Source organism: Streptomyces sp. NPDC021224, assembly GCF_044332905.1.
In the GTDB taxonomy this organism is placed as follows: Bacteria; Actinomycetota; Actinomycetes; order Streptomycetales; family Streptomycetaceae; genus Actinacidiphila.
The window spans coordinates 172560-198526 of the sequence record NZ_JBIRPW010000001.1 but is presented as its reverse complement, the minus strand read 5'-3'; the positions used below and the strand labels follow the sequence as shown (position 1 = coordinate 198526).

General features: G+C 74.2%; 15 protein-coding genes. 7 read left to right on the top strand and 8 right to left on the bottom strand.

Translation table 11 applies throughout. The features are described 5' to 3' along the window. Positions 1-5: 5 nt before the first annotated feature. From ACH4PY_RS00790 to ACH4PY_RS00780, 3 genes are all read right to left on the bottom strand, one after another. Positions 6-1649 (bottom strand): phytoene desaturase family protein, encoded by a 1644-nt coding sequence (locus ACH4PY_RS00790; protein WP_398174153.1) that lies wholly within the window; start codon positions 1647-1649, stop codon positions 6-8. After that, positions 1642-11007 (bottom strand): amino acid adenylation domain-containing protein, encoded by a 9366-nt coding sequence (locus ACH4PY_RS00785; RefSeq protein ID WP_398174150.1) that lies wholly within the window; start codon positions 11005-11007, stop codon positions 1642-1644. Before ACH4PY_RS00785 ends, ACH4PY_RS00790 begins: the two co-directional genes overlap by 8 nt. Before the next feature lie 71 nt (positions 11008-11078). Continuing rightward, complete coding sequence (locus ACH4PY_RS00780; RefSeq protein WP_398174147.1) at positions 11079-11942, bottom strand: sterol desaturase family protein; 864 nt, start codon at positions 11940-11942, stop codon at positions 11079-11081. A 337-nt stretch (positions 11943-12279) separates the two neighbouring features. Between ACH4PY_RS00780 and ACH4PY_RS00775 the strand changes: the two genes are divergently transcribed. After that, positions 12280-12765: a hypothetical protein gene (locus ACH4PY_RS00775; protein WP_398174144.1), complete on the top strand. Its 486-nt coding sequence runs from the start codon at positions 12280-12282 to the stop codon at positions 12763-12765. 81 nt (positions 12766-12846) lie between these two features. On the opposite strand, the gene ACH4PY_RS00770 is transcribed toward ACH4PY_RS00775, so the two are convergent. Further along, entirely contained in the window at positions 12847-13260 is a 414-nt protein-coding gene (locus ACH4PY_RS00770) for a winged helix-turn-helix transcriptional regulator (protein ID WP_398174141.1), read from the bottom strand. 126 nt (positions 13261-13386) lie between these two features. Between ACH4PY_RS00770 and ACH4PY_RS00765 the strand changes: the two genes are divergently transcribed. Together ACH4PY_RS00765 and ACH4PY_RS00760 are read left to right on the top strand one after the other, a co-directional pair. Next, positions 13387-14328, top strand: coding sequence for an NADP-dependent oxidoreductase (locus ACH4PY_RS00765; RefSeq protein WP_398175998.1), 942 nt, complete (start codon positions 13387-13389; stop codon positions 14326-14328). A 231-nt stretch (positions 14329-14559) separates the two neighbouring features. Next, positions 14560-18582: a glycoside hydrolase family 3 C-terminal domain-containing protein gene (locus tag ACH4PY_RS00760; RefSeq protein WP_398174138.1), complete on the top strand. Its 4023-nt coding sequence runs from the start codon at positions 14560-14562 to the stop codon at positions 18580-18582. Between the two features lie 112 nt (positions 18583-18694). Here the strand turns inward: ACH4PY_RS00760 and ACH4PY_RS00755 are convergent, their stop codons facing one another. Then, complete coding sequence (locus tag ACH4PY_RS00755; RefSeq protein ID WP_398174135.1) at positions 18695-19351, bottom strand: TetR/AcrR family transcriptional regulator; 657 nt, start codon at positions 19349-19351, stop codon at positions 18695-18697. 182 nt (positions 19352-19533) lie between these two features. On the opposite strand from ACH4PY_RS00755, the gene ACH4PY_RS00750 reads away from it, so the two are divergent. Next, on the top strand, positions 19534-20487 hold the full coding sequence (locus ACH4PY_RS00750; RefSeq protein ID WP_398174132.1) for an alpha/beta hydrolase: 954 nt from the start codon (positions 19534-19536) through the stop codon (positions 20485-20487). A 7-nt stretch (positions 20488-20494) separates the two neighbouring features. Here the strand turns inward: ACH4PY_RS00750 and ACH4PY_RS00745 are convergent, their stop codons facing one another. After that, positions 20495-20959, bottom strand: a complete 465-nt coding sequence (locus tag ACH4PY_RS00745; protein ID WP_398174129.1) for an NUDIX domain-containing protein — start codon at positions 20957-20959, stop codon at positions 20495-20497. Between the two features lie 86 nt (positions 20960-21045). Beyond that, positions 21046-21993: a LysR family transcriptional regulator gene (locus ACH4PY_RS00740; RefSeq protein ID WP_398174126.1), complete on the bottom strand. Its 948-nt coding sequence runs from the start codon at positions 21991-21993 to the stop codon at positions 21046-21048. 70 nt (positions 21994-22063) lie between these two features. Here ACH4PY_RS00740 and ACH4PY_RS00735 point away from each other — a divergent pair, with 70 nt between their 5' ends. Beyond that, positions 22064-22987: an SDR family NAD(P)-dependent oxidoreductase gene (locus tag ACH4PY_RS00735; RefSeq protein WP_398174123.1), complete on the top strand. Its 924-nt coding sequence runs from the start codon at positions 22064-22066 to the stop codon at positions 22985-22987. 147 nt (positions 22988-23134) lie between these two features. Then, positions 23135-24652, top strand: a complete 1518-nt coding sequence (locus tag ACH4PY_RS00730; protein WP_398174120.1) for a serine/threonine-protein kinase — start codon at positions 23135-23137, stop codon at positions 24650-24652. Between the two features lie 10 nt (positions 24653-24662). Here the strand turns inward: ACH4PY_RS00730 and ACH4PY_RS00725 are convergent, their stop codons facing one another. Further along, a complete protein-coding gene (locus ACH4PY_RS00725) occupies positions 24663-25088 on the bottom strand; it encodes a winged helix-turn-helix transcriptional regulator (RefSeq protein ID WP_398174117.1) in 426 nt (141 codons plus the stop codon). 102 nt (positions 25089-25190) lie between these two features. Between ACH4PY_RS00725 and ACH4PY_RS00720 the strand changes: the two genes are divergently transcribed. Then, a complete protein-coding gene (locus tag ACH4PY_RS00720; RefSeq protein ID WP_398174113.1) occupies positions 25191-25946 on the top strand; it encodes an SDR family NAD(P)-dependent oxidoreductase in 756 nt (251 codons plus the stop codon). Positions 25947-25967: the final 21 nt, after the last annotated feature.

Sequence of the window (25967 nt, the reverse complement as noted above, 5' to 3'; positions counted from 1 at the left end):
CTGCCTCATGCGCGGGCCGCTCCCGAGTAGGTGGCTTCCGTGTCGAGCTGGGGCAGTTCGCCCCACTGCGAGGGGTGCCAGGGTGTGGTGTCGTCGCTGGGCCAGGCGTGGAAGGGCAGCTTCAGCTCGTCGCACAGGTAGCGGATCGCGAAGCGGCCCGCGGAGGCGGCGCGGATGAGGCCGCCGCCCGCGACCCACTGGCCGGTCATGGAGAAGCCCGTGAGGCCCGGCAGCCGCATCCGGTCCCGGCCGACGAGCCGGTCGGTGAGCTTCTCGGTGTCGGTGAAGGACTTCCAGGCCAGGATGCTGCCCTCGTGGTTGCCGGTGTAGCGGCGCAGCGTCACGGGTGTGGCGACGTCGACGATCTCGGTGCGCCCGGCCGTGCCCGGGTGGGTGCGCTCCAGGAAGTCCCGCAGGAAGTCGGCCACTTCGCGCTTGCGCGCCCGGTAGAGCTTGCGGTCGGCGGTGCGCAGCTCCTGCCAGTACCCGAAGTCGCTGAAGTAGGTGCAGTGCACGACCGAGCGTCCCGGCGGTGCGAAGCCGTCGGCGTACTGCGAACGGGCCTGCACCACCAGGCTGTTCTGTCGTACGGCGGGCAGCCGCGCGCTGTCCTCGGGCGACAGCAGGTAGGTGGTGCTGTGCGGGGTGCCGGGCGGCAGGTCGCCGGTGAGGCCGACGAAGGCGGAGACGACGCCCGGGTAGAGGGTGTCCGGGCGGTGCAGGGCCTCGTCGAACAGGGCCCGGGTGACGGGGCTGGACCAGCGCCCCTCCAGCAGCGTGCGCAGCACCGTCCGGCCGTCGCACGCGGCGATGACGTGGTCGGCGAACTCCCGCCTGCCGTTCCTGAGTTCCACGCCCACCGCCCGGTCGCCCTCGACCAGCACGCGTGTCACCGCCGAGCGGTAGTCGACGCGCCCGCCGAGCCCCAGGTAGCGCTTCTCCACCGACCGCGCCAGGCCCAGCGAACCGCCCTGCGGGAAGCCGCAGTTGCCGCGGTGCGCGGCGGCCATGTTGAACAGGTACGGCAGCAGCGGGAAGACCTCGTGGTCCTGGAAGAAGACGTACGGGAAGGCCCGCCGCAGCAGCGGGTCCTGGAGGCGGGCGCAGAAGGCGTCCATCTGCGTCGCGCCCGTGCGCCAGAACAGCCGGAAGGCGGGCAGCACCTTCCGCAGCAGCTCCAGCTTCTCGCGCGCGCTGCGCAGCGGCGGCGGGGTCAGGAAGGGGTAGAGGTCGATCGTGGTGAAGCGCCGCAGGTCGGCGCAGAAGCGTCGGATGTGCTTGGCGTCGGCGGGGGACAGCTCCAGCAGATGGGCTTCCAGCCGGTCCGGGTCGTTGTAGAAGCGGACCTCGCGGCCGCTCTCGTCGACGACCCGGTTGAAGATCTCGAAGTCGGTGACCGACTTGCCGTCCAGGGCGCCGAGTTCGCGCCACACCCGGTGGGCGTCGTTGCCCGGGGCGGTACCGATGAGCCAGTCGATGCAGTAGTCGAAGAGATAGCCCTGCCGCGCCCAGGAGGTGCAGCAGCCGCCGGGCAGCACGTGCTTTTCGAAGATGCGGCTGTCCATGCCGCTCATCTGCGCGTAGCAGCCCGCCGCGAGCCCGGCCATGCCGGCGCCGACGACGATGACCTTCGGGGGGCGCTCAGCCACGGCCGTCACCGCCCCGTGCGAGGGCGGCGAGGGCGAGTTCGGCGTTGCGCCGCAGGTGCTCGCCGTCCAGCATCTCGGCGTGCCGCCCGGAGCCCTGGAGGACGTCGGTGCGGGCGGTGGAGGCGCCGTGCCAGGAGCGGGGGCGGCCGGGGGCGTGGCCGGGCAGCGCGTCCTGGCTGCCGATGACGGTCAGCGGCGCCGCGACCGTGCCCGGGTTGGCGGTGCGGGCGCAGAACTCCAGGTAGTCCCGGGCCTGTTCCATCGTCTCGCGGGCCACGATCGCCGAGCCGGTGTGCCGGTGCAGGTGCTCGGCCAGCTCGCTCTCGAAGGAGGCCAGGTGCTCGGGGCCGACGGTGTAGGGCTCGGGGATGCGGTAGGAGTCGAGGATGACGACGGCGCCGACGCGCAGGCCGCGCCGCTCCAGCTCCTTGGCCGTCTCGAAGGCGAGGTTGCCGCCGAGGGAGTAGCCGAGGAGGGTGAACGGGCTCCCGTCCGCGTGCTGCTGGACGAGGTCGGCGTAGCGGGCGGGTTTGTCGTCGCCGGGGATGTGGTTGAAGGCGACGACCCGGTGCTGCGGCAGTTGCTCGGCGAAGTGCCGGTAGACCAGGCCGTGGCCGCCCGCGGGCGGGAAGCAGAAGACGGTGGGGTCCGCGCCCTCGTTGAAGGCCAGGTACGGCAGGGTGCCCGCGATCCGCCCGGTGGCGACGTCCTCGACGGTACGCGCCATGCCGTGCAGCGTGCTGCTGCGGAAGAGCAGCCCGACGGGCACGCTCACCGCGAAGTCGGTCCGCAGGTGGTGGATCAGCTCGATGAGCTTGATCGAGCTGCCGCCCCGTTCGAAGAAGTCGTCCTCCAGGCCCACCCGTTCCAGGCCCAGCACACTCTTCCAGTGCTCGGCGGTGCGCACCTCGTACGGGGTGACCGGCGGGTCGTGCCGGTCGGCCTCCGGATGCGGGGCGGGCGCGGGCAGGGCGGCGGTGTCGACCTTGCCGTTCGCGGTGAGCGGCAGCGCGGGCAGCAGCGTGACGTGCGCGGGCACCAGGTAGGTCGGCAGCCGCTCGGCGAGGCGGCGGCGCAGCGCCCGCGGGTCCGGCTCCGCGCCCTGCGCCGGGACGCAGTAGGCGCACAGCGCGTCCTCGCCCGCCGGGCCGGGGCGCACCACCGCGCAGGCCTGGGCGACCTCGGGCACGGCCACCAGGTGCGCCTCGATCTCGCCGGGCTCGATGCGGTGGCCGCGCAGCTTGACCTGCTTGTCGGCCCGCCCCAGCAGGTGGATCACCCCGGAGGCGTCCCAGCGGCCGAGGTCGCCGGTGCGGTACAGGCGCCGCGCGGCGCCGCCGACCGTACGGGTGGTGAAGCGCTCGGCGGTACGTGCGGGGTCGCCCACGTAGCCGTCGGCGACACCCGTGCCGCCGATCCACAGCTCGCCGGGGACCCCGGGCGGGACGGGCTGGCCGTGCCGGTCGAGGATGTAGACCTCGCTGCCGGGGAAGGGCCGCCCGACCGGCAGGGTGCGGCCGGGCTCCAGGCCGTCGCCGGGGCCGTCGAAAAAGGTGCTGTCGATCGTGGTCTCGGTCAGCCCGTAGGAGTTGACCAGCCGGGTGTCCGGGCCGCACAGCGCGCGCAGCCGCCGGTGCTCGCCCGCCTTCCAGGTGTCCGAGCCGACGACCAGCAGCCGCATGAAGTCCAGCCGCAGGCCCTCGTGTTCGCAGTACGCGACCAGGCCGCGGGCCACCGCGGGCACGAACTCGGCGCAGTCCACGCCCTCCTCGCGCATCGTGCGGTGCAGCCGCGCGGTGTCGAGGACCAGTTCGCGCCCGGCGAGCACGAGCGTGCCGCCCGAGCACAGCGCCCGCACCAGGTCCCCGGTGAAGACGTCGAAGGGCACCCCGGCCATCTGCAGGTGCACCTCCCCGCCGGTGAGCCGGTAGGCGTCGCGCCACCCGGCGTACGCGGCGGCGAGGCTGCGGTGGCTCACCCGCACCGCCTTGGGGCGGCCGGTGGAGCCCGAGGTGTGGATGACGTAGGCCGTATCGGCCGGGTCCACCGCCGCGTCGGCCGCGGGAACCGTGCCCGACGCCAGGTCCTCCGGCGTCACGACCCGGGCGGCGAACCGTCCCGGCTTGTCGGCGACGACCAGAGCGGCGCCGACGTCGGCGGCGAGGCCGGCGAGGCGTTCGGCCGGGTGGTCCGGGTCGAGCGGCAGGTAGGCGGCGCCCGCCCGCAGCACCGCGAGCAGGCTCGCGACCAGCTCGTGGGACTTGTCCAGGCACACCGCCACCACCGCGCCGGGTCCCACACCCAGTTCGGCCAGCCGCCCCGCCATCCGGGCCGACATCAGGTCGAGTTCGCGGTAGGTCAGCCGCCGCGCCGGGCCGTACCCGGTGGGGGCGGTGACCGCGACGGAGCGCGGGTGCGCGGCCGCGGCCTTCGCGAACAGCTCGGTGACCGGAGGCGCGTCTCCCGCCGGGCGGTCCGCGCCGCTCCACCGGTCGAGGATCCGCGTGCTCTCGTCCTCGCCCAGCATCGGGATACCGCTCACCGGCCGGTCGGCGGCCGAGGCGGTGAGCCCGGCGAGCAGCGCCCGGTAGTGGTCGGCGAGGCGGCGCACGGTGTCCGCGTCGAACAGGTCGGTGTTGTACTTGAACACGCAGTGGAAGCAGCCGTCCGTGCGGTCCTCGTACGCCGACAGCGTGACGTCGAACTGGCCTTCCTCCTCCGGGAGTTCGATGTACTCCAGGCGGTAGCCGTAGCGCTCGGCGGCGACCTTGTGGGTCAGCAGGATGAACATCGCCTGGAAGACCGCGGAGCGGCTCGGGTCGTGCTGGAGGCCCAGTTCCTCCACCAGCAGCACGAACGGGTATTCCTGGTTGTCCAGCCCGCCGAGCACCGTCTCCCGTACCCGGCCCAGCAGTTCGGCCACCGTGGGGTCGCCGTCGAGGCTCACGTGCAGGGGCAGCGGGTTGACGAAGTAGCCGTAGACCGAGGCGTCCTCCTCGCGGGTGCGCCCGGACACCGGGCTGCCCACGATCAGGTCGTCCTGGCCCGACCAGCGGTGCAGCAGCAGGTAGTAGGCGCTCAGCAGCACCATGAACGGGGTCGCGTTGTGCGCGCGGGCCAGCGCGTGCACGCCCGCGGTCAGCCCGGCGTCCAGCCGGAAGAACTCGGAGGCTCCGTTGTGCGTCATGACCGGCGGCCGGGGCCGGTCGGTGGGCAGCGCCAGGACCGGGATCGCGGACGGCAGGGCGCCGCGCCAGTAGTCCAGCATCCCGCGGGCCTCGGGCCCGGCCAGGAAGCGGTTCTGGTGGTTGACGAAGTCCAGGTACTGCCCCGTGGGGGCGGGCAGCTGGACCGGGCGCCCGTGCCGCAGCGCCTCGTACGCCGTGAACAGCTCCTCGATGAAGGTGAAGGTGGAGATCGCGTCGGAGACGATGTGGTGCACGGCCTTCATGAGCACCCAGCGGTCGGGCCCCCGGCGGAAGAGCCGGAAGCGCACCAGCGGGTCGCGCTCCAGGTCGTACGGCTTGCGGTACTCGGCGACGATGAGCTGCCGGACGTCCTCCCACGGCCGGCCCTCGACGTCGAACAGCGCGGTGTCGGCGCGGACGTCGGGCGAGACGACCTGCACCGGGGTGCCGCCGTCGAGCGTGACGTTGGCCCGCAGGCACGGGTGCCGCTCCAGCAGCACCCCGAAGGCCGCGAACATCAGCGCGGGGTCCAGCGCCGCGGTGACCTCCACCGCGCCGCCGATGTTGTAGGCGAAGGCGTCCGGGTTGAGGTGCTTGAGGAACCACAGCGCCTTCTGGTTGTACGTGAGCGGGTAGCGCGCGGGGTCGGTGTGCACCTCCACCGCCGCCCCGGCCGCGGCCCCGTCGTCGCAGGCCAGCTCCAGCAGGCCCGCGTGCAGCCGCTCGGCCAGCTCGCCCGCCGGGTCGCCGCTGAGCAGCGCCACCACCGGGAGCGCGACGCCCAGCTCGGCCTGGAAGCGGGCCCGCAGCTCCATCGCGAGCAGCGAGTCCAGGCCGAGCGCGTTCAGCCCGGCCGCGAGGTCCACGCGTTCGGGCTTCACGCGCAGCACACCGGCGACGATCTCGGTGAAGCGCGCGGCCACCAGCTCGCGCCGCTCGCGCGCCCCGGCCGCCCGGAAGGCCGCGGGGAAGCCGCCCGGGTCGGCGGCGGGCGCCTCCTCGGCCGCGGCGGCGACCAGGCCCGCGACCAGCGCGGGCGGCACGTCGTACCAGGACTGGAAGACCTGCCAGTCGACGACGGTGGCGACCAGCAGCTGCGGCCGGCCCTGGCCGATGACGCGCTCCAGCACGGCCATCCCCGCGGCGGGCGGCAGCGAACTCATGCCGCGCGCGGCGCGGTAGTGCTCGACCAGGCCCAACTCCTCGATCATGCCCGTCGCCCACGGGCCCCAGTCGATGCTGAGCGCGGGCAGCCCGCGGGCGTGCCGGTGGTGGGCCAGCGCGTCCAGGAAGGCGTTGCCCGCCGCGTAGTTGGCCTGGCCCGCGGTGGTCAGCAGCGAGGCGATGGAGGCGAAGAGGACGAAGTGGTCGAGCGGTTCGTCGCGCAGCAGCCGGTGCAGCAGGAACGCGCCCGCGACCTTCGGTTCGTAGGCGGTGTCGAAGACGTCCCGGTCCAGCTCGCCGACGAGCGCGTCCCGCACCTGTCCGGCGAGGTGGAAGACCCCGCGTACGGGCGGCAGTTGGCGGCGGCGCCGGTCGTCGAGCCACGCGGTGAGCGCCGCCTCGTCCGTGACGTCCAGGGGCGCCGTCTCGGCGTGCGCGCCCAGCGCCTCCAGCTCGCGCAGGAAGGCGGCCCGGCGGCCCGCGGGGCTGCTCGGGTCGAGCCCGGCCCACTCCTCGCGGGCGGGCACGGGGGTGCGGCCCGCGAGGACCAGGCGGCGGGCGCCGCGCCGGACCAGCGTGCGGCACAGCAGCATGCCGAGGGCCCCGAACGCGCCCGTGACCAGGTAGCTGCCGTCCGCGCGCAGCCGCAGCGGCAGCGGCCGGGTGAGAGCGGCGGGCCGGGCCAGCACGCAGGCCAGCCGCCGGCCGCCGCGCAGCGCGATCTCCTCGGCGCCGCCCGCGGTGATCTCCCGCAGCACCGCGGTGGCCTCCGCCGGGTGGTCCACGGTGCGGTCGAGGTCGAGCAGTGTGCCGCGCTGGGCGACGAGTTCCTGCTGCCACAGCACCCGGCCGATGCCCCACGCGGGGGCGCCCAGCGGCTCGACCTCCTCGCCGGGCAGGACGGCCTGGGCGCCGCGGGTCACGATGTGCAGCCGCCCGGCGGGCCGTGCCTCGGGCAGCACCTGGGCGAGGGCGACGAGCGAGTAGCCGCCGAGGGTCGCGCACACCGCGAGCTCGGCGCGCGCGACGGTGTCGAGGGCGGGCCGGTCCAGGTTCCACAGGTGCACGACGGTGCGGTAGGAGTCGTCGAGGTCGGCGAAGAGCTGGCGGAGGTCGTCGGCGGAGTCCGGCCGCAGGGTGGAGCCGCCGGTGCCGTGCCGGTAGCGCTCGCCCGGGTGGACGAGGTGGCAGCGCCCGCCGTTCTCCCGTACCCGGTCGGCGATCTCGACGCCGAGGCCGGTCGCGTCGGCGAAGACCACGAGCCGGTCGGGCAGTTCGGCGGCGCCCGGCGCGGGGGACTCCGCGGTGCGCGGCAGCGGTACGGGACCGGTGTGCGCCGGGGACGGCTCGTCGGCCAACGGGGCCTCGTGCCAGACGGGTTCGGCGAGCCAGCCGTCGATGGAGGACAGGCCCACCGAGGTCGCGGCCTGCTCCGTGCCCGCGGCGCGGAAGCCGGTGACGTGGCCGAGCGGGGCGCCGTCGTCGGCGAGGAGGACCAGATCACCGGTGAGTTCGCCGCCGTCCTCGCCCGTCACGGTCGCGTGCGCCCAGAACGGGGCGCCGCCGAGCGCGTCGAGGCTCACCTCGCGCAGCGACAGCGGCAGCCGGATGCCGCTCGCGGCCGGGCCCGCCGGGGGGCCGTCGAGGAGCTGCGGGGCGAGCAGCGCGTGGAAGCAGGCGTCCAGCAGCGTGGGGTGGGCGTGGCTCGCGGCCGCGTCCGCCGGGGGCCGCTCGTCCGGCACGATCCTGGCCAGCGCCTCGCCGGGCCCGATCCACACCTCCGCGACCCGCTGGAAGGCGGGCCCGTAGCCGTACCCGAGAGCGCCCAGCTCCCGGTAGCAGGCCGCCCGGTCCAGCCGCCGCCCGGCCCGCGCGCGGATCGCGTCCACGTCGGGGGCGGGCACGGCGGTACGGGGGCGGGCCGCGCGGACGGTGCCGGTCGCGTGGACCGTGCGCTCGCCGGAGGACGCGGCCGAGGCGATCGTGAAGGCGGCCGTCTCCGGGTCGAAGTGCAGCTGGACGGGGGAGGGCCGGTCGTCGGACAGGAACAGCGCCCGGGGCAGTTCGACGTCGGCCAGCACCGCGCGCGGCGAGCCGGTCAGTGCCCGTACCGCCTGCGTCGCCATCTCCAGATACCCGGCGGCGGGGAAGACCGCCGCCTCCTGGATGCGGTGGTCGGCGAGGTAGGGCAGGTGCTCGACGTCGAGGCGGGCCTCCCACGCGGGCTGCGCGCTCGTGGTGCGGCGGCCCAGCAGCGGGTGGTCGACCCGGCCGAGCCGCACCTGCGCCACGGGTGCGGGCTCGGTCCAGTACACGTCCCGCTTCCACGGGTAGCCCGGCAGCGGCACCGGCCGCCCGCCCGGGTGCAGCGCCGCCCAGTCCGGCTCGACGCCCAGCGTGTGCAGGGCGGCGAGCGAGCGGGTGAGGACCTCCGGCTCGTCCTCCCGCCGCCGGATCGACGGCAGCACCCGGCCCTCGGCCCCGCGGTCGCCCAGGCACTCGCGGATCGCGTGGCCCAGCACGGGGTGCGGGCCGACCTCCAGGAAGATCCCGTGGCCGTCGTCCGCGAGCAGATCGACGGCGGCGCGGAAGCGCACGGGTTCGCGGACGTTGCGCCACCAGTAGGAGGCGTCCAGCTCCGGCCCCTCCGCGCGCCCCCCGGTGGCGGTCAGGTACAGCGGCAGCCGGGCCGTACGCGGCTCCAGGCCCGCCAGCGCCGCCAGCAGCTCGTCGCGGATCGGCTCCATCTGCGCGCTGTGGTAGGGCACTTCGACGGGCAGGAAGCGGGCGAAGACCTGCTCGCGCTCCAGCTCCGCCGCGAGGCGGCCGAGCGCCTCGCGCTCCCCGGAGAAGGTGACGTCCCCGGGCCCGTTGACGGCGGCCAGCGACACCAGCCCGCCGGTCCGCCCGGCCCGCCGCGCCGCCTCCGCCTCGGTCAGGCCCGCCGCGAGCATCGTGCCCGTGCCCGCGAGGCGCTGCTGGAGCCGCCCGCGGTGCAGTACCACCGTGACGGCGTCCGCCAGGTCGTACACCCCGGCCTCGTGGAAGGCGGCGATCTCGCCCGTCGAGTGCCCGACGACCGCGTCCGGGCGGATCCCGCGGCTGCGCCACAGCGCCGAAAGACCCACCTGCACCGCGAAGTTGGCGGCCTGCGCGAGCCAGGTCTGCGCCATCCGCGAGGTGTCCTCGCCGCGCCCCAGCTCCTCCAGCAGCGACCACCCGGCCTGGCGGCGGATCTCGGCGTCGCACTCCTCGACGGCCGCGCGGTAGACGGGCTCGGCGGCCAGCAGGCCGCGCCCCATGCCCCACCACTGCGGGCCCATCCCGGTGAAGACCCACGCCAGCCGCCGCCCGCCGGGCGGGAGCCGCCGCCCGGTGACCACCCGCGGGTGCGGTTCGCCGTGCTCGTACGCCGCCAGCGCCTCGTCCAGCGACGCGCGCGAGGCCGGGTCGTGGACGACCGCGAGCCGGTGCTCGTGGTGCTCGCGGCGCACCGCGAGGGTGTGCCCGAGGTCGCAAAGCGCCACGGTGGACGGCCCGTTCAGCTCCGCGCGGATCGCCGCGGCCCGCTGCGCCAGCAGCTCGGGGGAGCGCGCGCTCAGCGGCAGCACGGTGTACGCGGGCAGGCGCGCGGGGGCCTCGGCCGGGACGGGCTGAGGCGGCGCCTCCTCCAGCAGCACGTGCGCGTTCGTGCCGCCGAAACCGAAGGAGTTGACGCCCGCCCGCGCCGGGCCCTCGTGCTCCGGCCAGTCCACGGCGCGGGTCGGCACCTCGAAGGGCAGCGCGTCCCAGTCGACGGCGGGCGTGGGCCGCTCCAGGTTGATGTGCGGCGGGATACGGCGGTGCTTGAGCGCCAGCACGGTCTTGACGAGCCCGGCGACGCCCGCGGCCGCCTCCGTGTGCCCGATGTTGGTCTTGACCGAGCCGACGTACGCCCGCGCGCCCGGCGCCCGCCCTTCGCCCAGCACCCGCCCGAGCGCCGCGGCCTCGATCGGGTCGCCGACCGGCGTGGACGTGCCGTGCGCCTCCACGTACTGCAGGTCGCCCGGCGCGATGCCCGCCTCCGCGCACACCCGGCGGATCAGCGTGGTCTGGGCGTCGGGGTTGGGCACGGTGATGCCGTCGGTGCGGCCGTCCTGGTTCACCCCGCTGCCGATGACCACGGCGTGCACCGGGTCGCCGTCGCGCAGCGCGTCCGAGAGCCGCTTGAGCGCCACGACGCCGACACCCTCGGCGCGCACATAGCCGTCCGCCGCGGCGTCGAAGGCGCGCGAACGGCCGCCGGGGGAAAGGAAACCGCCCTTGGTCTCGGCGATCGTGTACTGCGGCGCCAGGTGCAGCAGCGTGCCGCCCGCGAGCGCGAGGTCGGTCTCGCCGCGCAGCAGGCTCTGCCGGGCCAGGTGCAGCGCGACGAGCGAGGAACTGCACGCGGTGTCGACGGAGACGCTGGGGCCGCGGAAGTCGAAGCAGTGCGAGACGCGGTTCGACACCATCGTCATCATCGTGCCGGTCGCGGTGTGCGCGGACAGGCTCTCGAAGCCCAGGTCGGCGAACTGCAGGATCTTGTAGTCCAGCGTGAACGCCCCGACGTAGACGCCGACCTCGCGCCCCGCCAGCAGGGCGGGGCGCTGCCCGCCGTCCTCCAGCGCCTCCCACGCCACCTCCAGCAGCTTGCGCTGCTGCGGGTCCATGTGTGCGGCCTCGCGCGGGCTGATGCCGAAGAACTCCGGGTCGAACTCGGCCACCCCGTCGATGTAGCCGCCGCGTCCGCCGGTCAGCCGTCCGGGCTTGGCCGGGTCGCGGCTGCCCAGGGTGGCGGTGTCGTAGCGGTCGGCGGGGGTCGGTGTGACGCAGTCCCGGCCCTCGACGAGGGCACGCCAGAACCCGCGGTGGTCGCGGACGCCGCCGGGGAAGCGGCAGCCGATGCCGATGATCGCGATGCGCTCCGGGGTGCCGTGGGCGTCGCGGTCCTGCGGAAGGCTGCGGGAGTGGGGCGAGTCCGTCATGGTCCTGTCCGTGCGGTCATGGCGCCCCGGCGCGGTGCGGGGCGGGGGAGGGGGGCCTGCGCGGGGCCCGGTCAGGCGGTGGGACCGGGGCCGGTCCTGGCGGCGGCCGGGCGCCAGGGGTGCAGCAGGCTGGCGAGGACGTCGCCGGGGGGCGGGAAGGAGGCCGGGTCCTGGAGGCCGACCCCGGTGGGGACGCGTCCGGGCCGCCAGGTGAAGCTGCCGAACGCGTGGTCCCAGATCGCGAGGTCCGCACCGAAGTGCCCGGCCTCGTCCAGCACGGTGCTGTGGTGCAGCCGGTGCTGTTCGGGGCTCGCGAACAGGTGGTTCAGCCAGCCGAGGCGGACGTCGATGTTGGCGTGCACGAAATACCCCTGGGCGAGGACGAACAGCGTCGCGCACAGCACGGACTGCCGGGAGAACCCGACCGCGGTGAGCGCCAGTTGCACGGCGACCTGCCCCAGCAGAACGTCGAGCAGGTGGTTGACGCCGTTGTTCGTGACGTTCACCTTGTCCAGCGCGTGGTGGACGCCGTGCAGCCGCCACAGCCACCGGTTGCGGTGCGACCAGCGGTGGAAAAGGTATTTCGCCAGCGACCCGGTGAGCAGCGCGAGCGGAATTTCGACGCCCAGCGGCAGCACCGGCCGTGGTGTCGCCAGCCGTGCCACCATCGAGGCCGCCAGCAGCTGGCCGAGTGCGCCGCCGGTCATCGTCAGGACGAAGTAGAGTCCGTAGCAGCGGATTTCCCGCCCGCCGGGGTGCCAGTCGGTCCGGTACGGGATGAGCCGTTCCAGCGTCCACAGGTAGCCGATGGCGACGACCTGCGCGAACGCCAGGACGTCACCGTCGTTCCAGTGCTCGGCCAGGGATCCGGCGGCGGCCGAGACCACCGCGAGCAGGAGCAGCGGATAGGCGGCCCACCGCAGTGCGGCCGACAATCCGAAAACCCGACCGCCGAATTCTCCGGGACGATGCAATGGGCGCGCAGGACTCAATGCCGATCCTCCAGGGGAAACGCGGCCGTGTGACGGGGCCGGGCCGAAGATAAATCGAGCATAAGCATGTGCCAGGGGTACATGCGAAATCGTCGTGGCACGTCCGGCGTAATCGGATGACTGCAGATGTGCGGCGAATTCGACTGAACGGCGCCGGATTTGCCCGCCGAACCGGGGAATTCGTCCCGCGCCGCGACCGGCGGCGGGGCCGCTTCCCGGCGGTGTGGTCAGCTAGGGGCGCACTGGGCGAATCCGCCCGGAACACCCCAAGGAGGAACGTATGCTTCGTAGTGTCCTGCTCAAGCGGGCCGTCGCCGGCTCCGCGGCAGCTCTCGCCCTCGCCGCCGCCCCCTGCCTGGCGACCGCCGCTTCTGCGGTGACCCCGGCGGAGGCCGCCCAGACGGTCACCCTCGACTTCAGCCAGGACATGCCCGCCGGCAACACCGCCAACGGGTCCTTCGGCGAGCACGGCGCCGTGCGCGACGCCGACGGCAACACGATCGGCGGCGCGGTGCTCAGCTGCAACGACGTCACGGGTGAGGACGGCGACGTCATCTACTGCACCGGCATGGTCAGCATCTCCGGCAGCGGCGCGATCGGCTTCCAGGTCGGCGGCCTGGTCAGCGACGGTCAGGCCCCGGCCTCGGTCGACGGCATCGTCACCGGCGGCACCGGCGAGTACGACGGCCTCACCGGCGCCGTGCACATCACCACCGTCCGCGACGGCGTCTACACGGCCCAGTTCGTCCCGGCCGCCGCCGGCTGACCCCGCCCCGCCCCGTTCCGCGAAGCCGCCGCCTCCCCCGGGGGGACGGCGGCTTCCGCGTGCGCACGTCCACGCGCCCGGTCAGGCCGGAAGCGGCCGGACCTCCTCGGCGGCGCGGGCGTCGTACGTGTCGCGCGCGTCCAGGACGGCGTCGATGTTGTCCTCGGACCAGGCGCGGATCGCGTGCAGCAGCGCGGTGACGCTCTCGCCGAGCGGGGTCGCCGCGTAGTCGACGCGCGGCGGGATCGTCGGGAAGACGGTGCGGGTGACCAGGCCGTCGCGCTCCAGGGTGCGCAGGGTCTGGGTGAGCATCTTCTGTGTGATGCCGTCCAGTCTGCGGCGCAGCTCGCCGAAGCGCAGCGGGCCGCCGGACAGGGCGCCCATGACCAGCATCGTCCACTTGTTGGCGAGGACGTCGAGGATCTGCCGGGAGGGGCAGGCGGCGAGGTAGGCGTCCGCGCCGCCGTGGAAGCGCAGGCCGTCGGTAGTACCCATGAGGTACCTATATACCTTTCAAGTGCCTTCTGTTCAACGGGTACCGGCTCTCCCGAGGATGGGTGGCGTCCCCCGGGGAGTCCCCGCGGGGACGTCCACGAGACCTCCCGGCAGGAGTGCATGACGATGCGTGCGATCACCCAGAAGTCCTTCGGCGGCCCCGAGGTGCTGGAACTCACCGAGAACGCCCCGCGGCCCGTGCCCGGACCCACGCAGGTGCTGGTCAGGGTCAGGGCGACGAGCGTCAACCCGGTGGAGCTGTTCGTCCGCTCCGGGGCCTTCCCGCTGCTCGGCGAGCCGCCGTTCGTGCTCGGCTGGGACGTCTCCGGGGTCGTCGAGGAGGCCGATCCGGGGGTGCACCGCTTCGCCGTCGGCGACGAGGTCTTCGGGATGCCGTACTTCCCGGCCGCCGCGGGCGCCAACGCCGAGTACGTCGTGGCGCCCGCGCGCCAGCTCGCGCGCAAGCCCGCGCGGATCAGCCACGAGGAGGCCGCGGCGCTGCCCCTGGTGGGACTCACGGCGTGGCACGCGCTGACCGAGATCGCGCGGGTCAGGGCCGGGCAGCGGGTGCTGGTGCACGGTGCGGGCGGCGGGCTCGGGCATGTCGCCGTGCAGATCGCCAAGCACCTGGGCGCGCAGGTCGTCGGTACCGCGAGCGCGGGCAAGCACGCCTTCCTGCGCGGTCTGGGCGCCGACCGGCTGATCGACTACCGCTCCGAGGACTACGCGCGGGTGCTGCGGGACGAGCCGGTGGACGTGGTGCTGGAGACGCTGGGCGGGGGCAACGCCGAGCGCTCGTTCGGGGTGCTGCGGCCGGGCGGGATCCTGGTCAGCGCGGTGGAGCGGCTCAGCACGACGCTGCCGGGGCTGGCGGCGGAGGCCGGGGTGCGGTTCGCGGCCGTCGGGGTGGAGCCGGACGCGGCGGGGCTGGAGGAGCTGGCGGCGCTGGTGGACGCGGGGCGGCTGGCGGTGCATGTGCAACAGGCCTTCCCGCTGGAAAGGCTCTCCGAGGCGCACGCCCTGCTGGCGGCGGGCGGCGTGCGGGGAAAGCTCGCGATCAGCGTGTGACCGCGACGGCGACTTTCGCCGGTATTAGGCAAAAGGCTGCGCGCACGGCGGCGGACCGGGTCGTCACGGTGGCGCCGCGTGGAGAGCTAATCCCCTTGTCAGGGCACTTATCTGACAGTTCATGGGATCTTCGCGCGCCCTGAACGAAGCCTTGACTTCTGCTCATTGCAAGCCGAATGTGTCTGGGCGTGACCTGCGCCCGGTGGGGCGCGTGACGTGAAGGAGACAACAGTGCGCTCCCGAAAACTCAGAGGACGGGCCGGCCGTACGGTGGCCGCCGCGCTCGCGGCGACCGTCGTGGCGGGGCTGCCGGCCGTGGCGCAGGCGAGCCCCCAGGGGGCGGCGCGGGCGACCGCGACGACCCCGGTCTATCTGGACACCCACTACACCTTCGCCCAGCGCGCGGCCGACCTGGTCTCGCGGATGACGCTGCCGGAGAAGGTCAAGCAGCTCCAGACCAACAACGCGCCCGCCATCCCGCGGCTGGGGGTCCAGCAGTACACGTACTGGAGCGAGGGCCAGCACGGCATCAACCGGCTCGGCGCCGACACCGAGGCCGGCAGCCAGGGCGAGCTGGACGTCACGGCGACCAGCTTCCCGGTGAACTTCGCGGCCACCATGTCCTGGGACCCGGAGCTGACCTACCAGGAGACGACGGCGATCTCCGACGAGGTGCGCGGCACCCTCGACAAGTCCCTGTTCGGCAAGGGCCAGAACAACATCGGCCCGGACATCGACGACTACGGCGACCTGACCTTCTGGGCGCCCACGGTCAACATGGACCGCGACCCGCGCTGGGGACGCACCAACGAGTCCTTCGGCGAGGACACCTACCTCGCCTCCACCATGGCGGGCGCGTTCGTCAACGGCTACCAGGGCCAGACGATCGACGGCAAGCAGATGACCCCGTACCTGAAGGTCGCCGCCACCGCCAAGCACTACGCGCTCAACAACGACGAGAACAACCGGCACACCCAGAGCGCGAACACCACCGACGCCAACATCCGCGACTACTACACCAAGCAGTTCGCGAGCCTGGTCCAGAAGGCGCACGTCTCGGGCGTCATGACGGCGTACAACGCCATCAACGGCACGCCCGCGCCCGCGAGCACGTACACCGTCAACGAACTCCTCCAGGCCACCTACGGGTTCGGCGGCTACACCACCTCCGACTGCGGCGCTATCGGCGACGTCTACTCGTCGGGCGCGCACAACTGGGCGCCCCCGGGCTGGACGACCAACGGCACCACGTGGACCGAGACCGCGACCGGCAAGGAGATACCGGCGGCCGCGGGCGGCCAGGCCTTCGCGCTGCGCGCGGGCACCCAGCTCAACTGCGCGGGCGGCGAGCTGACCACCGCCAACATCGACGCGTCCCTCGACCTGGGCCTGCTCTCGACCGGCGTCATCGACGGCGCGCTGACCCAGCTCTTCACCGTCCGCATGCAGACCGGCGAGTTCGACCCGGCGAACAAGGTCGCGTACACGAAGATCACCAAGGACCAGATCGAGTCGCCCGCGCACCACGCGCTCGCCGCCAAGGTCGCCGCGCAGGACCTGGTGCTGCTGCAGAACGACAAGGTCAAGGGCACCTCGAAGGCCCTGCTGCCGGTGGACGCGAAGAAGCTGAACAGCGTCGTGATCCTCGGCGGGCTCGCCGGCACCACCACGCTGGGCGGCTACTCGGGCCGCCCCTCGCACACCGTCAGCCCCGCGCAGGGCATCACGGACGCGGTCAAGGCCGCCCACCCCGGCGCCACGGTGACCTACGACGCGTGCGGTGTCTCCACCGGCGCCACCACGCCCGCCGCGTGCTCGGCCGCCACCCAGGCCGCGGCGAGGACGGCGGACCTGGTCGTCGTCATGGTCGGCTCCGACATGGGCGTCGCCGACGAGGGCACCGACCGCGCCGCGCTCGCCCTGCCCGGCAACCAGAACAGCCTGATCGACCAGACCGCGGCGCTCGGCAACCCGCGCACCGCGGTGGTAATGCAGGCCGACGGCCCGTACGACATCAGCGCCGCGCGGAAGGACTTCCCGGCGGTCCTCTTCTCCGGCTACAACGGCGAGAGCCAGGGCACCGCGCTCGCGCAGGTCCTCCTCGGGCAGCAGAACCCGTCCGGCCACCTGGACTTCACCTGGTTCTCCGGCGACGACCAGCTCCCGTCGATGGACAGCTACGGCCTCACCCCGTCCGAGACCGGCGGACTCGGCCGCACCTACATGTACTTCACCGGCAAGCCGACCTACCCCTTCGGATACGGCCTGTCCTACGCCGACTTCCGCTACTCCCACGTCAAGGTCGGCCCCTCCGCCACCACCGCCGACGGCACGGTGAAGGTCACCTTCGACGTCACCAACACCGGTACGGCCGCGGGCGCCACGGTCGCGCAGCTGTACGCCGCCCGGCAGTTCACCGTCCCCGGCACGGAGTTGCCCAGGCAGCAGCTCGCGGGCTTCAAGAAGACCAAGGTCCTCGCGCCCGGGAAGACCGAGCACGTGAGCCTCTCGGTCAAGGCCGCCGACCTCAGCCGCTGGGACCAGGACTCCCTCAAGCAGGTCGTGGACAACGGCACCTGGGCCTTCCGCGTCGGCCCCGACTCCGCGACCGTCGCGGGCTCGGGCACCGTCACGGTGCGCGGCGCCGTCACCCCGCGGGTGCGGTCGGTCACCGTCCAGCCCGGCCAGGTCGTCTTCTCCGCCGGCGACACCCTGGACCTCACCAGGACCAACCCGTGGATCGCCCCCGACACCGACCCCGCGCTGGAGCAGCGGCACGCCGCCGCGGACCACATCGTCGAGGCGGCCAACAACGACCAGTCGTTCGCCGACCTCGGCCGCGCGCACGTCACCTACCGCACCACCGATCCGCAGGTCGCCACCGTCAGCCGGGACGGCGTGGTCACCATGCACGCGCCCGGCGCCGCCTCCGTCGAGGTGACGGTGGACGGCGTGACGGGCACCGCCCCGATCGTGGTCCAGAACCCGTTCACCCTCCAGGCCGCGGACATCGTCAAGCCCGACACCGCCGTGACCGCCACCGCCTCCTACACCAACACCAGCGGAAAGGCCGTACGTGACCTCACGCTGGCCCTGACCGCGCCCGACGGCTGGACGGCGAAGGCCACCTCGCCCGTCACGGTGAAGCAGGTCGCCCCCGGCCAGAAGGTCACCGCCACCTGGAGCGTGACCGTCCCGGCGTCCGCGAGCCCCGGCACCAAGGCGGAACTGGCCGCGAGCGCCTCCTTCCGCGGCGGCGCGGGCGCGTACAGCCAGGCCGCCGTCAGCCCGCTGACGGTGACCTCGGGCGCCACACCCGAGCAGGTCACCCCGGTCGTGACGGGGACGGACCCGGCGGCCGGGAAGCTCCAGGTCGTCCTGCACAACCCGTCCGACACCGCGACCGCCGTGACCGGCGTCCACTGGAAGCTCGGCGGCACGACCGGCACGCAGGCGGTCAGCGCCACGATCGCGCCCGGGGAGTCGGCGACCGTGGAGGTGCCCGTCACGGGCATCGACCTCGGCACCACCTACCCCTTCACGGTGACCGCGGCGATCTCCGGCGACCTGTCCTCGGAGAACTTCTCCGGCCACGTCTCCTTCCTGCCGGTCGTCCGCAAGAGCCTCGGCAAGGACTGGACCCTCGCCGACGTCCAGGACGGTCCCGCCGTGGACCTCGGCAAGACCGCCGCGTGGTCCAGCCTGGACGGCTCGCAACCGTACGGGGGCGCCTCCGACCTGTCCGGCAAGGTGTACCTGAACTGGGACGACGCCAACCTCTACCTCACGGCGAACCTCACCGACGACGTCCTCTCCCAGCCCGCCACCGGCCCCGACATCTGGCAGGGCGACAGCCTCCAGTTCGCGGCCACCTCCGGCGCCCCGGGCGGCGCGTCCGCCCCGAGCACCGCGTCCGTCAACGGCCACTACGAGTACGGCGCCGCGCTCACGTCGGCGGGCGAGCAGCTCTACCGCTGGATCGCCCCGACCGAGGGCAGCGGCCAGGTCACAAACGCGAGCGTCCACATCACGCGGGACGACACCGCGCACACCACCCTCTACCGGATCGCCGTCCCGTGGAGCGACCTCGCGTCCGTCACCCCGGTCGCGAACACCGTCTTCTCCTTCGTGCTGGACGTCAACGACAAGGACAACGGCGTCCGCAAGGGCTACATGCAGTGGGGCGACGGCATCGGATCGAGCAAGGACGTCGCCGGGTTCGACATGGCGCAGCTGATGCCCGCGACCACATGATCTGACCGCGTGACCCGACCGCATGACCTGACCGCATGACCTGGCCGTGAGCCGGTCCGCGCACGACCCGAGGCCACCTGGTTCCGTACCGGGTGGCCTCGGGCCTTCGCCGTCAGGGGAGGTCGGCGGCGACGCCCGCCAGATGCGCGGCGAGGATGTCCTCGAACGCGGCCTCGCGGTCCGCCCCCAGCGGGCTGAGGTCGCGGGCGTACCGGGCCAGCGCCGGGAAGCGGGCCGGGTCGGCGCCCAGCACGGCGACCCGGAACAGCTCCACGCCCTGGTCGTACTCGACCTGGGTCAGGCCGCCGATCCCCGCCTCGGACGAGACGAGGGCGGCCACCAGCACCACCAGCCGGTGGTAGTGCCCCGGCACCGCGGCCTCGGGCAGGCCCGCCTCGTCCAGCGCGGACAGCACCTCCTCCATCACCAGCCGGGCGCCCTCGCCGCTGGAGGCGTAGCGCCCCCAGACCGCCGCGAGCTGCACCTGGCCGCCGAACGCCGCCCGCAGCCGCAGCGCCACGGCGGTGATCCGCGCGCGCCAGTCGCCCTCGGGCCGGTAGCCGTCCATCGCGGCCAGCAGGACCCGGTCGGCGACCGCCCGCAGCAGCTCGGTCTTGCTGCGGAAGTGCCGGTAGAGGCTGGAGGAGTCGGTGCCGAGCGTCGCGGCGAGCTTGCGGACGCTGAACGACTCGGCGTCGCCGCCGCGCAGCAGCTCGGCGGCCGCGTCCAGGATCTCGTCGGTGGACCAGCGCCGTCTGCCTGTCGTCATGACGGCCAGCGTAACGCATGCGCGCGAGCGTGCGTCCGCCGTTGCACCTGTCATTGCACTTGGCGTTGCACGCGGTGCGTGCATAATGAGGGCGCTGCTGTTGCGCCAGGCTGCGGCGAGGCCGTGAGTTCCGCGATCCCGCGTGCCGCCCGGCGCTCCGGACGAGGGAGAGGGACCCGACCATGAGCGAGACCACCACCGGCACCGCCCTGTCACGCCCGGCCGAGCCGGACTGGACCACGGTCACCGACGCCGAACTGCGCGACTACGCCGCCGCCGAGAACCGCTTCCGCGCCGCGCCCGCCGCACGCGCGACGACCGGCGAGCCGGACCCCGGCGCGCTGACCGGCTGGCAGGACGTCACGCTGCCCGGCCGCGGCCTGCCCGTACGCGTCCACCGCCCGGCCGCCCCGGCGCCCGGCCCGCTGCCGCTGATCCTGCACGTCCACGGCGGCGGGTTCGTCGGCACCGCCGTCCAGTGCGACTGGACCGGCAGCCACCTGGCGGCCCGGCTGCCCGCGCTCGTCGTCTCCGTCGAACACCGCCTGCTCGCGTCCGACACCCCGCTCGCGCACGCCGTCGACGACGCCTGGGACGTCCTGCGGCACATCCTCGGCGACGCGTCCTGGTGGGGCGTCGATCCCGCCCGCACCGCCGTCTTCGGCGAGAGCTACGGCGGCCTCGTCAGCGCCCTGGTGGCGCTGCGCGCCCGCGACGCCGGACTGCCGCTCGCCGCCCAGGTACTGGTCAACCCCGCCCTGGACGTCAGCGCGACGATGCTCGACCACCCCTCGGCCACCGAGCACGCCCGCACCCCGACCCTGACCACCGACCTGCTGCGCCTCGTCCGCCGCCTCGCCACCCCGCGGGGCGCGGACCCGCGCACCCTCTCCCCGCTCCACACCGCCGACCTCGGCGGCCTCCCCCCGGCGCTCCTGGTCATCCCCACCGACGACCCGCTCGCCGACCACGGTCGCGCCTACGCCACCCGCCTGCGCGCCGCCGGCACCCCCGCCCGCCTCAACGAACACCCCGGCGCACTCCACGCCTTCCTGACGCTCCCCGCCACCTTCCCCCAGGCGTACACCGCCCGCGCCGAGATCACCGGCTACCTCCGCACCGCGCTCGCGGCCTGAACGCCCCTCAGATCCGCTCCGCCAGCCGGTCCAGGAAGGCCGCCTGGGCCGTGACGACCAGCTCCCGGGCCGCGTCCAGCGCGAACCACGCGACCCGGTCCAGCTCGGGAAACTCCGCGGTACGGCCCGAGCCGCGCGGCCACTCCATCGTGAAGGTGCCGGGCACCACGTCGGCCGGGTCGAGGTCGCCCTCCACCGCCCACACCGTCACGTGCTTGCCACCCGACTGCACCACCTCGCCCAGCGGCAGCGGCTCACCCTCCGGGGCGGGCAGCCCCAACTCCTCCCGGAACTCCCGCCGGGCGGCGTCCCAGGGCTGCTCGCCCGCGCCGTACTCACCCTTCGGCACGCTCCACGCCCCGGCGTCCCTGCGCGCCCAGAACGGTCCGCCCATGTGCCCGAGCAGCACCTCCACCCCGCCGGGGGTGCGGCGGAAGAGGAGCAGCCCGGCGCTGCGTCTGATGTCGGCCATGGAGCCAGTGTGACCGCCCGGGGCGATGTACGGGCGGTGTACGGGGCGGGGCCGTACCGGCGCGTCCGGGCGGGGCCGCCCCGCCGTCAGCCCGCGGCGCCCGGCGGCGGGCGGTCCGCGTCCTCGACGGCCGCGGCCCGCAGCGCGGCGCCCACCCGGGCGACCGCGGCGCTCGGCGGCGGGTGCGGCAGGCGGGCCAGCAGCACCCGGCGCTGCTCCTGCGGGCCGCCGCGGACCGGCAGGATCCGCACACCGGGGGGCGCGGCGGCGGCGAACGCGGCCGGCGCCGTGGTCAGGCCGCAGCCCGCCGCGACGAGGTGCAGTTTGGCGAGCCAGTCGCGGGCCACATGGGCGATGTCGGGCCGCTCGTCCAGGCCGGGCCACACGCCCATCAGGTGGTCCTCGCCCGCGGACGACCCGGCGATCCAGCGCTGCCCGCGCAGATCGGCGACGTCGACGAAGTCGCCGCGGGCCAGCGGGTGGACGGCGGGCACGGCCAGGCACAGCGCCCGCTCGGCGAGCGTGCGCAGCACCAGCGGCGGCGATTCCGCGTCCGGCGGCCGGAAGGGCGGGGCCGAGGCGAGCACCGCGAGGTCGAGGCTGCCCGCCCGCAGCGCGCGGACCAGCGCGGGGGTGCTGGCGCCCTCCCGGCCGACGACGCGCAGCCCGGGGTCGGTGCGGCGCAGCGCGGCGAGCGCGCGCGGCACGAGCACGGCGCCCGCGCTCGGGTACCAGCCCAGCCGTACGGTCCCGGCCCGTTCGTCCAGCCCGGACAGCTCGCGGGCCGCCGCGTCGATCTCGTCCAGGACGGTCGTGGCCCGGCGCAGCACGACCCGCCCGGCGGCGGTGAGCCGTACGCCGTCGCGCCGCCGCTCCAGCAGCTCGGCGCCCGCGGCCCGCTCGATCGCGGCGATCTGCCGGGAGACCGCCGACTGGGTGTAGCCGAGCGAGGCCGCGGCCGCGGTGAAGGTGCCCTGCTCGGCGACGGCCCGCAGGACGCGTAGCGCGGTGAGTGAGACATCCCTGAAGTCCATGACGATCACGCATACTAGCCGTGCCGAAGTCTCGTTGGACGCATGGCGACGGGGTTCCTAGCGTGGAGGCATGAGCACTCCTGAGAACACCCCGCACGGCACCTCACCCAGCACCTCGCGCGTCGCCCTCGTCACGGGCGCCAACCAGGGACTCGGCCGCGCCCTCGCCGAAGGGCTCGCGGCCGGGTGGGCGCCCGGCGACCTCGTCCTCCTCACCGGTCGCGACCGCACCCGCGTCGAGACCGCGGCCCGCGAGGTCGGCGCACTGCCCGCCAGCCGTGCCCGCGTCGAGGGCCGGGTCCTGGACGTCAGCGACGCCGACGCCATCGCCCGCCTCGCCGAGGAACTGCGGGCCGAGCACGGCGGCGTGGACGTCGTCCTCTCCAACGCGGTCACCCGCATGCTGCCCGAGGACTCGCAGGCCGAGCGGGCGGACGAGGTCATCGACGTCTCCAACACCGCCACGCACGCGGTCCTGCGCTCCTTCGGCGCCGTCCTGCGCCCCGGCGGCCGGCTGCTCGTGGTCGCCAGCAGCCTGGGCACCCTCGGCCACCTCGACCCGCGGCTGCACCACCTCTTCGACGGCGCGACCCTGGAGCAGGTCGAATACGCCGTGGAGTCCTGGCGCACCGCGATCCACGACGGCACCGCGCGCGAGGCCGGCTGGCCCGTCTGGCTGAACGTCCCCTCGAAGGTCGCCCAGGTCGCCGCCGTCCGGGCGGTCGCCGCCGAGCGGCGCGAACGCGACCTCGCCACCGGCACGCTGGTCGCCTCGGTGTGCCCCGGCATGGTCGACACCGCGACCTCGCGCCCGTGGTTCACCGACTACAGCCACGCCCAGACCCCGGCGGCCGCCGCCGAGGCCGTCCTCGCCCTCGTCCTCGCCGAGGGTGTCGACCCGGCGCACTACGGCGAACTGGTCCGCTTCGGCAAGCCGCTGGACTGGCACGCGGGCGCCCCGCTGCTGGAACAGGACGCGATCGTCCGCCCGTGACCGCGCCCGCCGGTACGTGACGGGTGTTCCGGTGCGGAAACAGTCCCGTCACAGCCCGCCCCGCGGGCCGGGCGGCCACCGGCGCCGTTCAGTACGGTAATGACGCAGCGTCAGGCGTCGTACGGGACGGGTGGGGTGGGGCGGGTCATGGCACAGGAGACGCAGCCCGGCACGGTGGTCGGGGGCCGCTTCCGGCTCGACGAGGCGCTCGCCCGGGGCGGGTTCGGGATCGTGTGGCGGGCGCGCGACCTGCACCTCGGCCTCGACGTCGCCGTCAAGGAGCTGTACCTGCCCCCGGCGACCTCGCCCAAGGAGCACGCCGACCGCCTCGCCCGCGCCGAGCGCGAGCCGCGCAACGCCGCCAGGCTGCGCGACCACCCCAACATCGTCGCCGTGCACGACGTCGTCTTCGACGACGACAAGCCCTGGATGATCATGCGCCTGGTCAGCGGGCACTCGCTGCTGGAACACCTGGCGGAGCACGGCCCGCTCTCCGAGGCCGAGGCCACCCGCGCCGCCCGCAACCTGCTCGCGGCCCTGCTGGCCGCACACCGCGAGGAGGTCGTCCACCGGGACGTGAAGCCCGCCAACGTGATGGTGGCCGAGAACGGCGACTACCTCCTCACCGACTTCGGCATCGCGATCCACGCCAGTGACACCTCGCTCACCACCACCGGCGGCTTCGTCGGCTCCCTCGAATACGTCGCCCCCGAACGCGCCAACGGCATCGACGACCGCCCGGTCAGCGACCTGTTCTCGCTGGGCGCCACGCTCTACCAGGCCGTCGAGGGCGTCTCCCCCTTCCGCCGGGACAGCCAGACCGCGACGCTCACCGCCGTCCTGATCGAGCAGCCGGAACCGCCCCGGCGCGCGGGCGCGCTGGAACCCCTCATCACCGCGCTGCTGGAGAAGGACCCCGACGCGCGGCCCACCGCCGAGCAGGCGCTCGCACTCCTCGACGCCCCGCCGAAGGCGGCGGGCGGGACGGCGCGGACGAAGGTGATGGCGGGCGGGAGCGGGGCGTCGGGGACCTCCGGCGGGGGCGCCGGGCCGTCGTCCGGTCCCGGGTCGTCGTCCGGTCCCGGGCCGTCCCGGCAGAAGGCCGCCGACCGCAGCGGGATCTGGGTGGGCCTGGCCCTCTTGGTGGTCCTCGCGCTCGTCTTCGGGCCCAAGCTCGTCGACGCCGCCAAGAAGGACCACGCGTCGGGCGACGACACGCCCTCGACGTCCTCCTCCACCACCTACGACCCGCTGGTCGGCGACGTGTCGGGCGGCTCGGACCCGGCCACCGACGACCCGGCCACCGACGACCCGGCCGGGGAGGACACCGACACCGAGGAGCCCGACCCGACCCCGGACCCCGCCTGCCACACGGCGATCGACACCCTCCAGGCCCACCTCGACCTGATCCCCAACCCCGTCACCGACGACAACGTCGACTCGGCCGTGGCCACCTACGACGACCTGGCGACCCACCTGGACGGCACCGCCTCCGACGCGGACGACCCGGACGTGGAGACCGCCATCAGCGCCCTCGCCGCCGACGCCACGACGATGGGCGCCAGCCTGCGCGACTCGGGCAACGGCAGCTTCGACGCCGCCAAGAACGAGATGACCTCCGACATGGACGACCTGAGCACCGCCTGCAAGGACAGCGCGTCCTGACGGCGGCGGTTCAGGCGCCCCGCTGCCCCCGGTCGTAGTCCGCCTGGGCGGCGAGGAGTTCGTCGCCGTGCCGCCCGTACCAGCCGATCAGCTCGGTGAGCGGCCCGGCCAGGCTCGTCCCCAGCGCGGTGAGGCTGTACGTCACCTGGGGCGGCGTGGTCGGGGCGACCTCGCGGTGCACCAGCCCGGTGCGGACCAGCGCCTTGAGGTTCTGGGCGAGCATCTTCTGGCTGATGCCACCGACCCGGGTGTGCAGCTGCGCGAAGCGGTGCGGCCCGGTGATGAGCGCGGAGATGATGAGCGTCGCCCAGCGGCTGGTGGTCTGGTCCATGACCGGCCGGAGCAGGCACTTGGCGTCGAAGGTGTCATGGGCGAGCAGCCGGGTGGCCGTCGCGGTGGCGTCGTCCTGGAGCGTGGCGGCAGGCGTTTCGGTCATGGGAGCAGCTTACAAAAAGGTACGTACTTCCCTTGGGTGAGTGGGTTTCCTACGGTGAGTGGTGCGGGGAACGCCCCCGCACTTCCCGTCGGAGGAGCCACGGTGAGCAGCAGCAACAGCGGACGTACGGCGATCGTCACGGGCGCGTCGAAGGGCCTGGGTGCCGCTATGGCGCGGGCGCTGGCCGGGAGCGGCGCGTCGGTCGTCGTCAACTACCGGGAGGACGCGGAAGGCGCCGAGCGCGTCGCCGCCGACATCACCGCCGGGGGCGGCCAGGCCCTCGCCGTCCAGGCGGACGTCGCCTCGGGGCCCGACGTACGGTGGCTGTTCGCGCGGGCGCGCGAGGCCTACGGGCGGCCCGTCAGCATCCTGGTCAACAACGCGGGCGTGGCGACGTTCGGCCCCCTCGCGGACGTCACCGAGGAGCAGTTCCGCCGCGAACTCGACACCAACCTGCTGGGCACCGTCCTCACCACCCAGGCCCTGGCCGCGCAGGACGACCTCGACGGCGCCTCCGTCGTCAACATCTCGACCGCCGGGACCCTCACCCTGCCGCCCTACGGCGCCCTCTACATCGCCTCCAAGGCCGCCGTGAACGCCTTCACCGTCACCGCCGCCAAGGAACTGGGCCCGCGCGGCATCCGCGTCAACGCGATAGCCCCCGGCCCGACCGACACCGAGGGCGCCCGCGCACTCGGCTTCCCCGGCTCCGCCCAGGAAACCGCCTCCATCGCCGCCACCCCCCTCGGCCGCACCGGCCTCCCCGCCGACTACGCCCCCCTCGTCACCTTCCTGACCTCCGACGACGCCCGCTGGATCACCGGCGACGTCATCCTCGCCTCGGGCGGCCTGCGCTGAGCGCTCCCGCTTCGCGGACGC

Excerpts from the sequence above, each read along its gene's own strand:
- ACH4PY_RS00750 (WP_398174132.1), top strand. The coding sequence starts at position 19,534 with ATGAGCGAGACCACCACCGGCACCGCCCTGTCACGCCCGGCCGAGCCG.
- ACH4PY_RS00730 (WP_398174120.1), top strand. The coding sequence starts at position 23,135 with ATGGCACAGGAGACGCAGCCCGGCACGGTGGTCGGGGGCCGCTTCCGG.
- ACH4PY_RS00755 (WP_398174135.1), bottom strand. The coding sequence starts at position 19,351 with ATGACGACAGGCAGACGGCGCTGGTCCACCGACGAGATCCTGGACGCG.
- ACH4PY_RS00775 (WP_398174144.1), top strand. The coding sequence starts at position 12,280 with ATGCTTCGTAGTGTCCTGCTCAAGCGGGCCGTCGCCGGCTCCGCGGCA.
- ACH4PY_RS00765 (WP_398175998.1), top strand. The coding sequence starts at position 13,387 with ATGCGTGCGATCACCCAGAAGTCCTTCGGCGGCCCCGAGGTGCTGGAA.
- ACH4PY_RS00770 (WP_398174141.1), bottom strand. The coding sequence starts at position 13,260 with ATGGGTACTACCGACGGCCTGCGCTTCCACGGCGGCGCGGACGCCTAC.
- ACH4PY_RS00725 (WP_398174117.1), bottom strand. The coding sequence starts at position 25,088 with ATGACCGAAACGCCTGCCGCCACGCTCCAGGACGACGCCACCGCGACG.
- ACH4PY_RS00785 (WP_398174150.1), bottom strand. The coding sequence starts at position 11,007 with ATGACGGACTCGCCCCACTCCCGCAGCCTTCCGCAGGACCGCGACGCC.
- ACH4PY_RS00745 (WP_398174129.1), bottom strand. The coding sequence starts at position 20,959 with ATGGCCGACATCAGACGCAGCGCCGGGCTGCTCCTCTTCCGCCGCACC.
- ACH4PY_RS00735 (WP_398174123.1), top strand. The coding sequence starts at position 22,064 with ATGAGCACTCCTGAGAACACCCCGCACGGCACCTCACCCAGCACCTCG.
- ACH4PY_RS00740 (WP_398174126.1), bottom strand. The coding sequence starts at position 21,993 with ATGGACTTCAGGGATGTCTCACTCACCGCGCTACGCGTCCTGCGGGCC.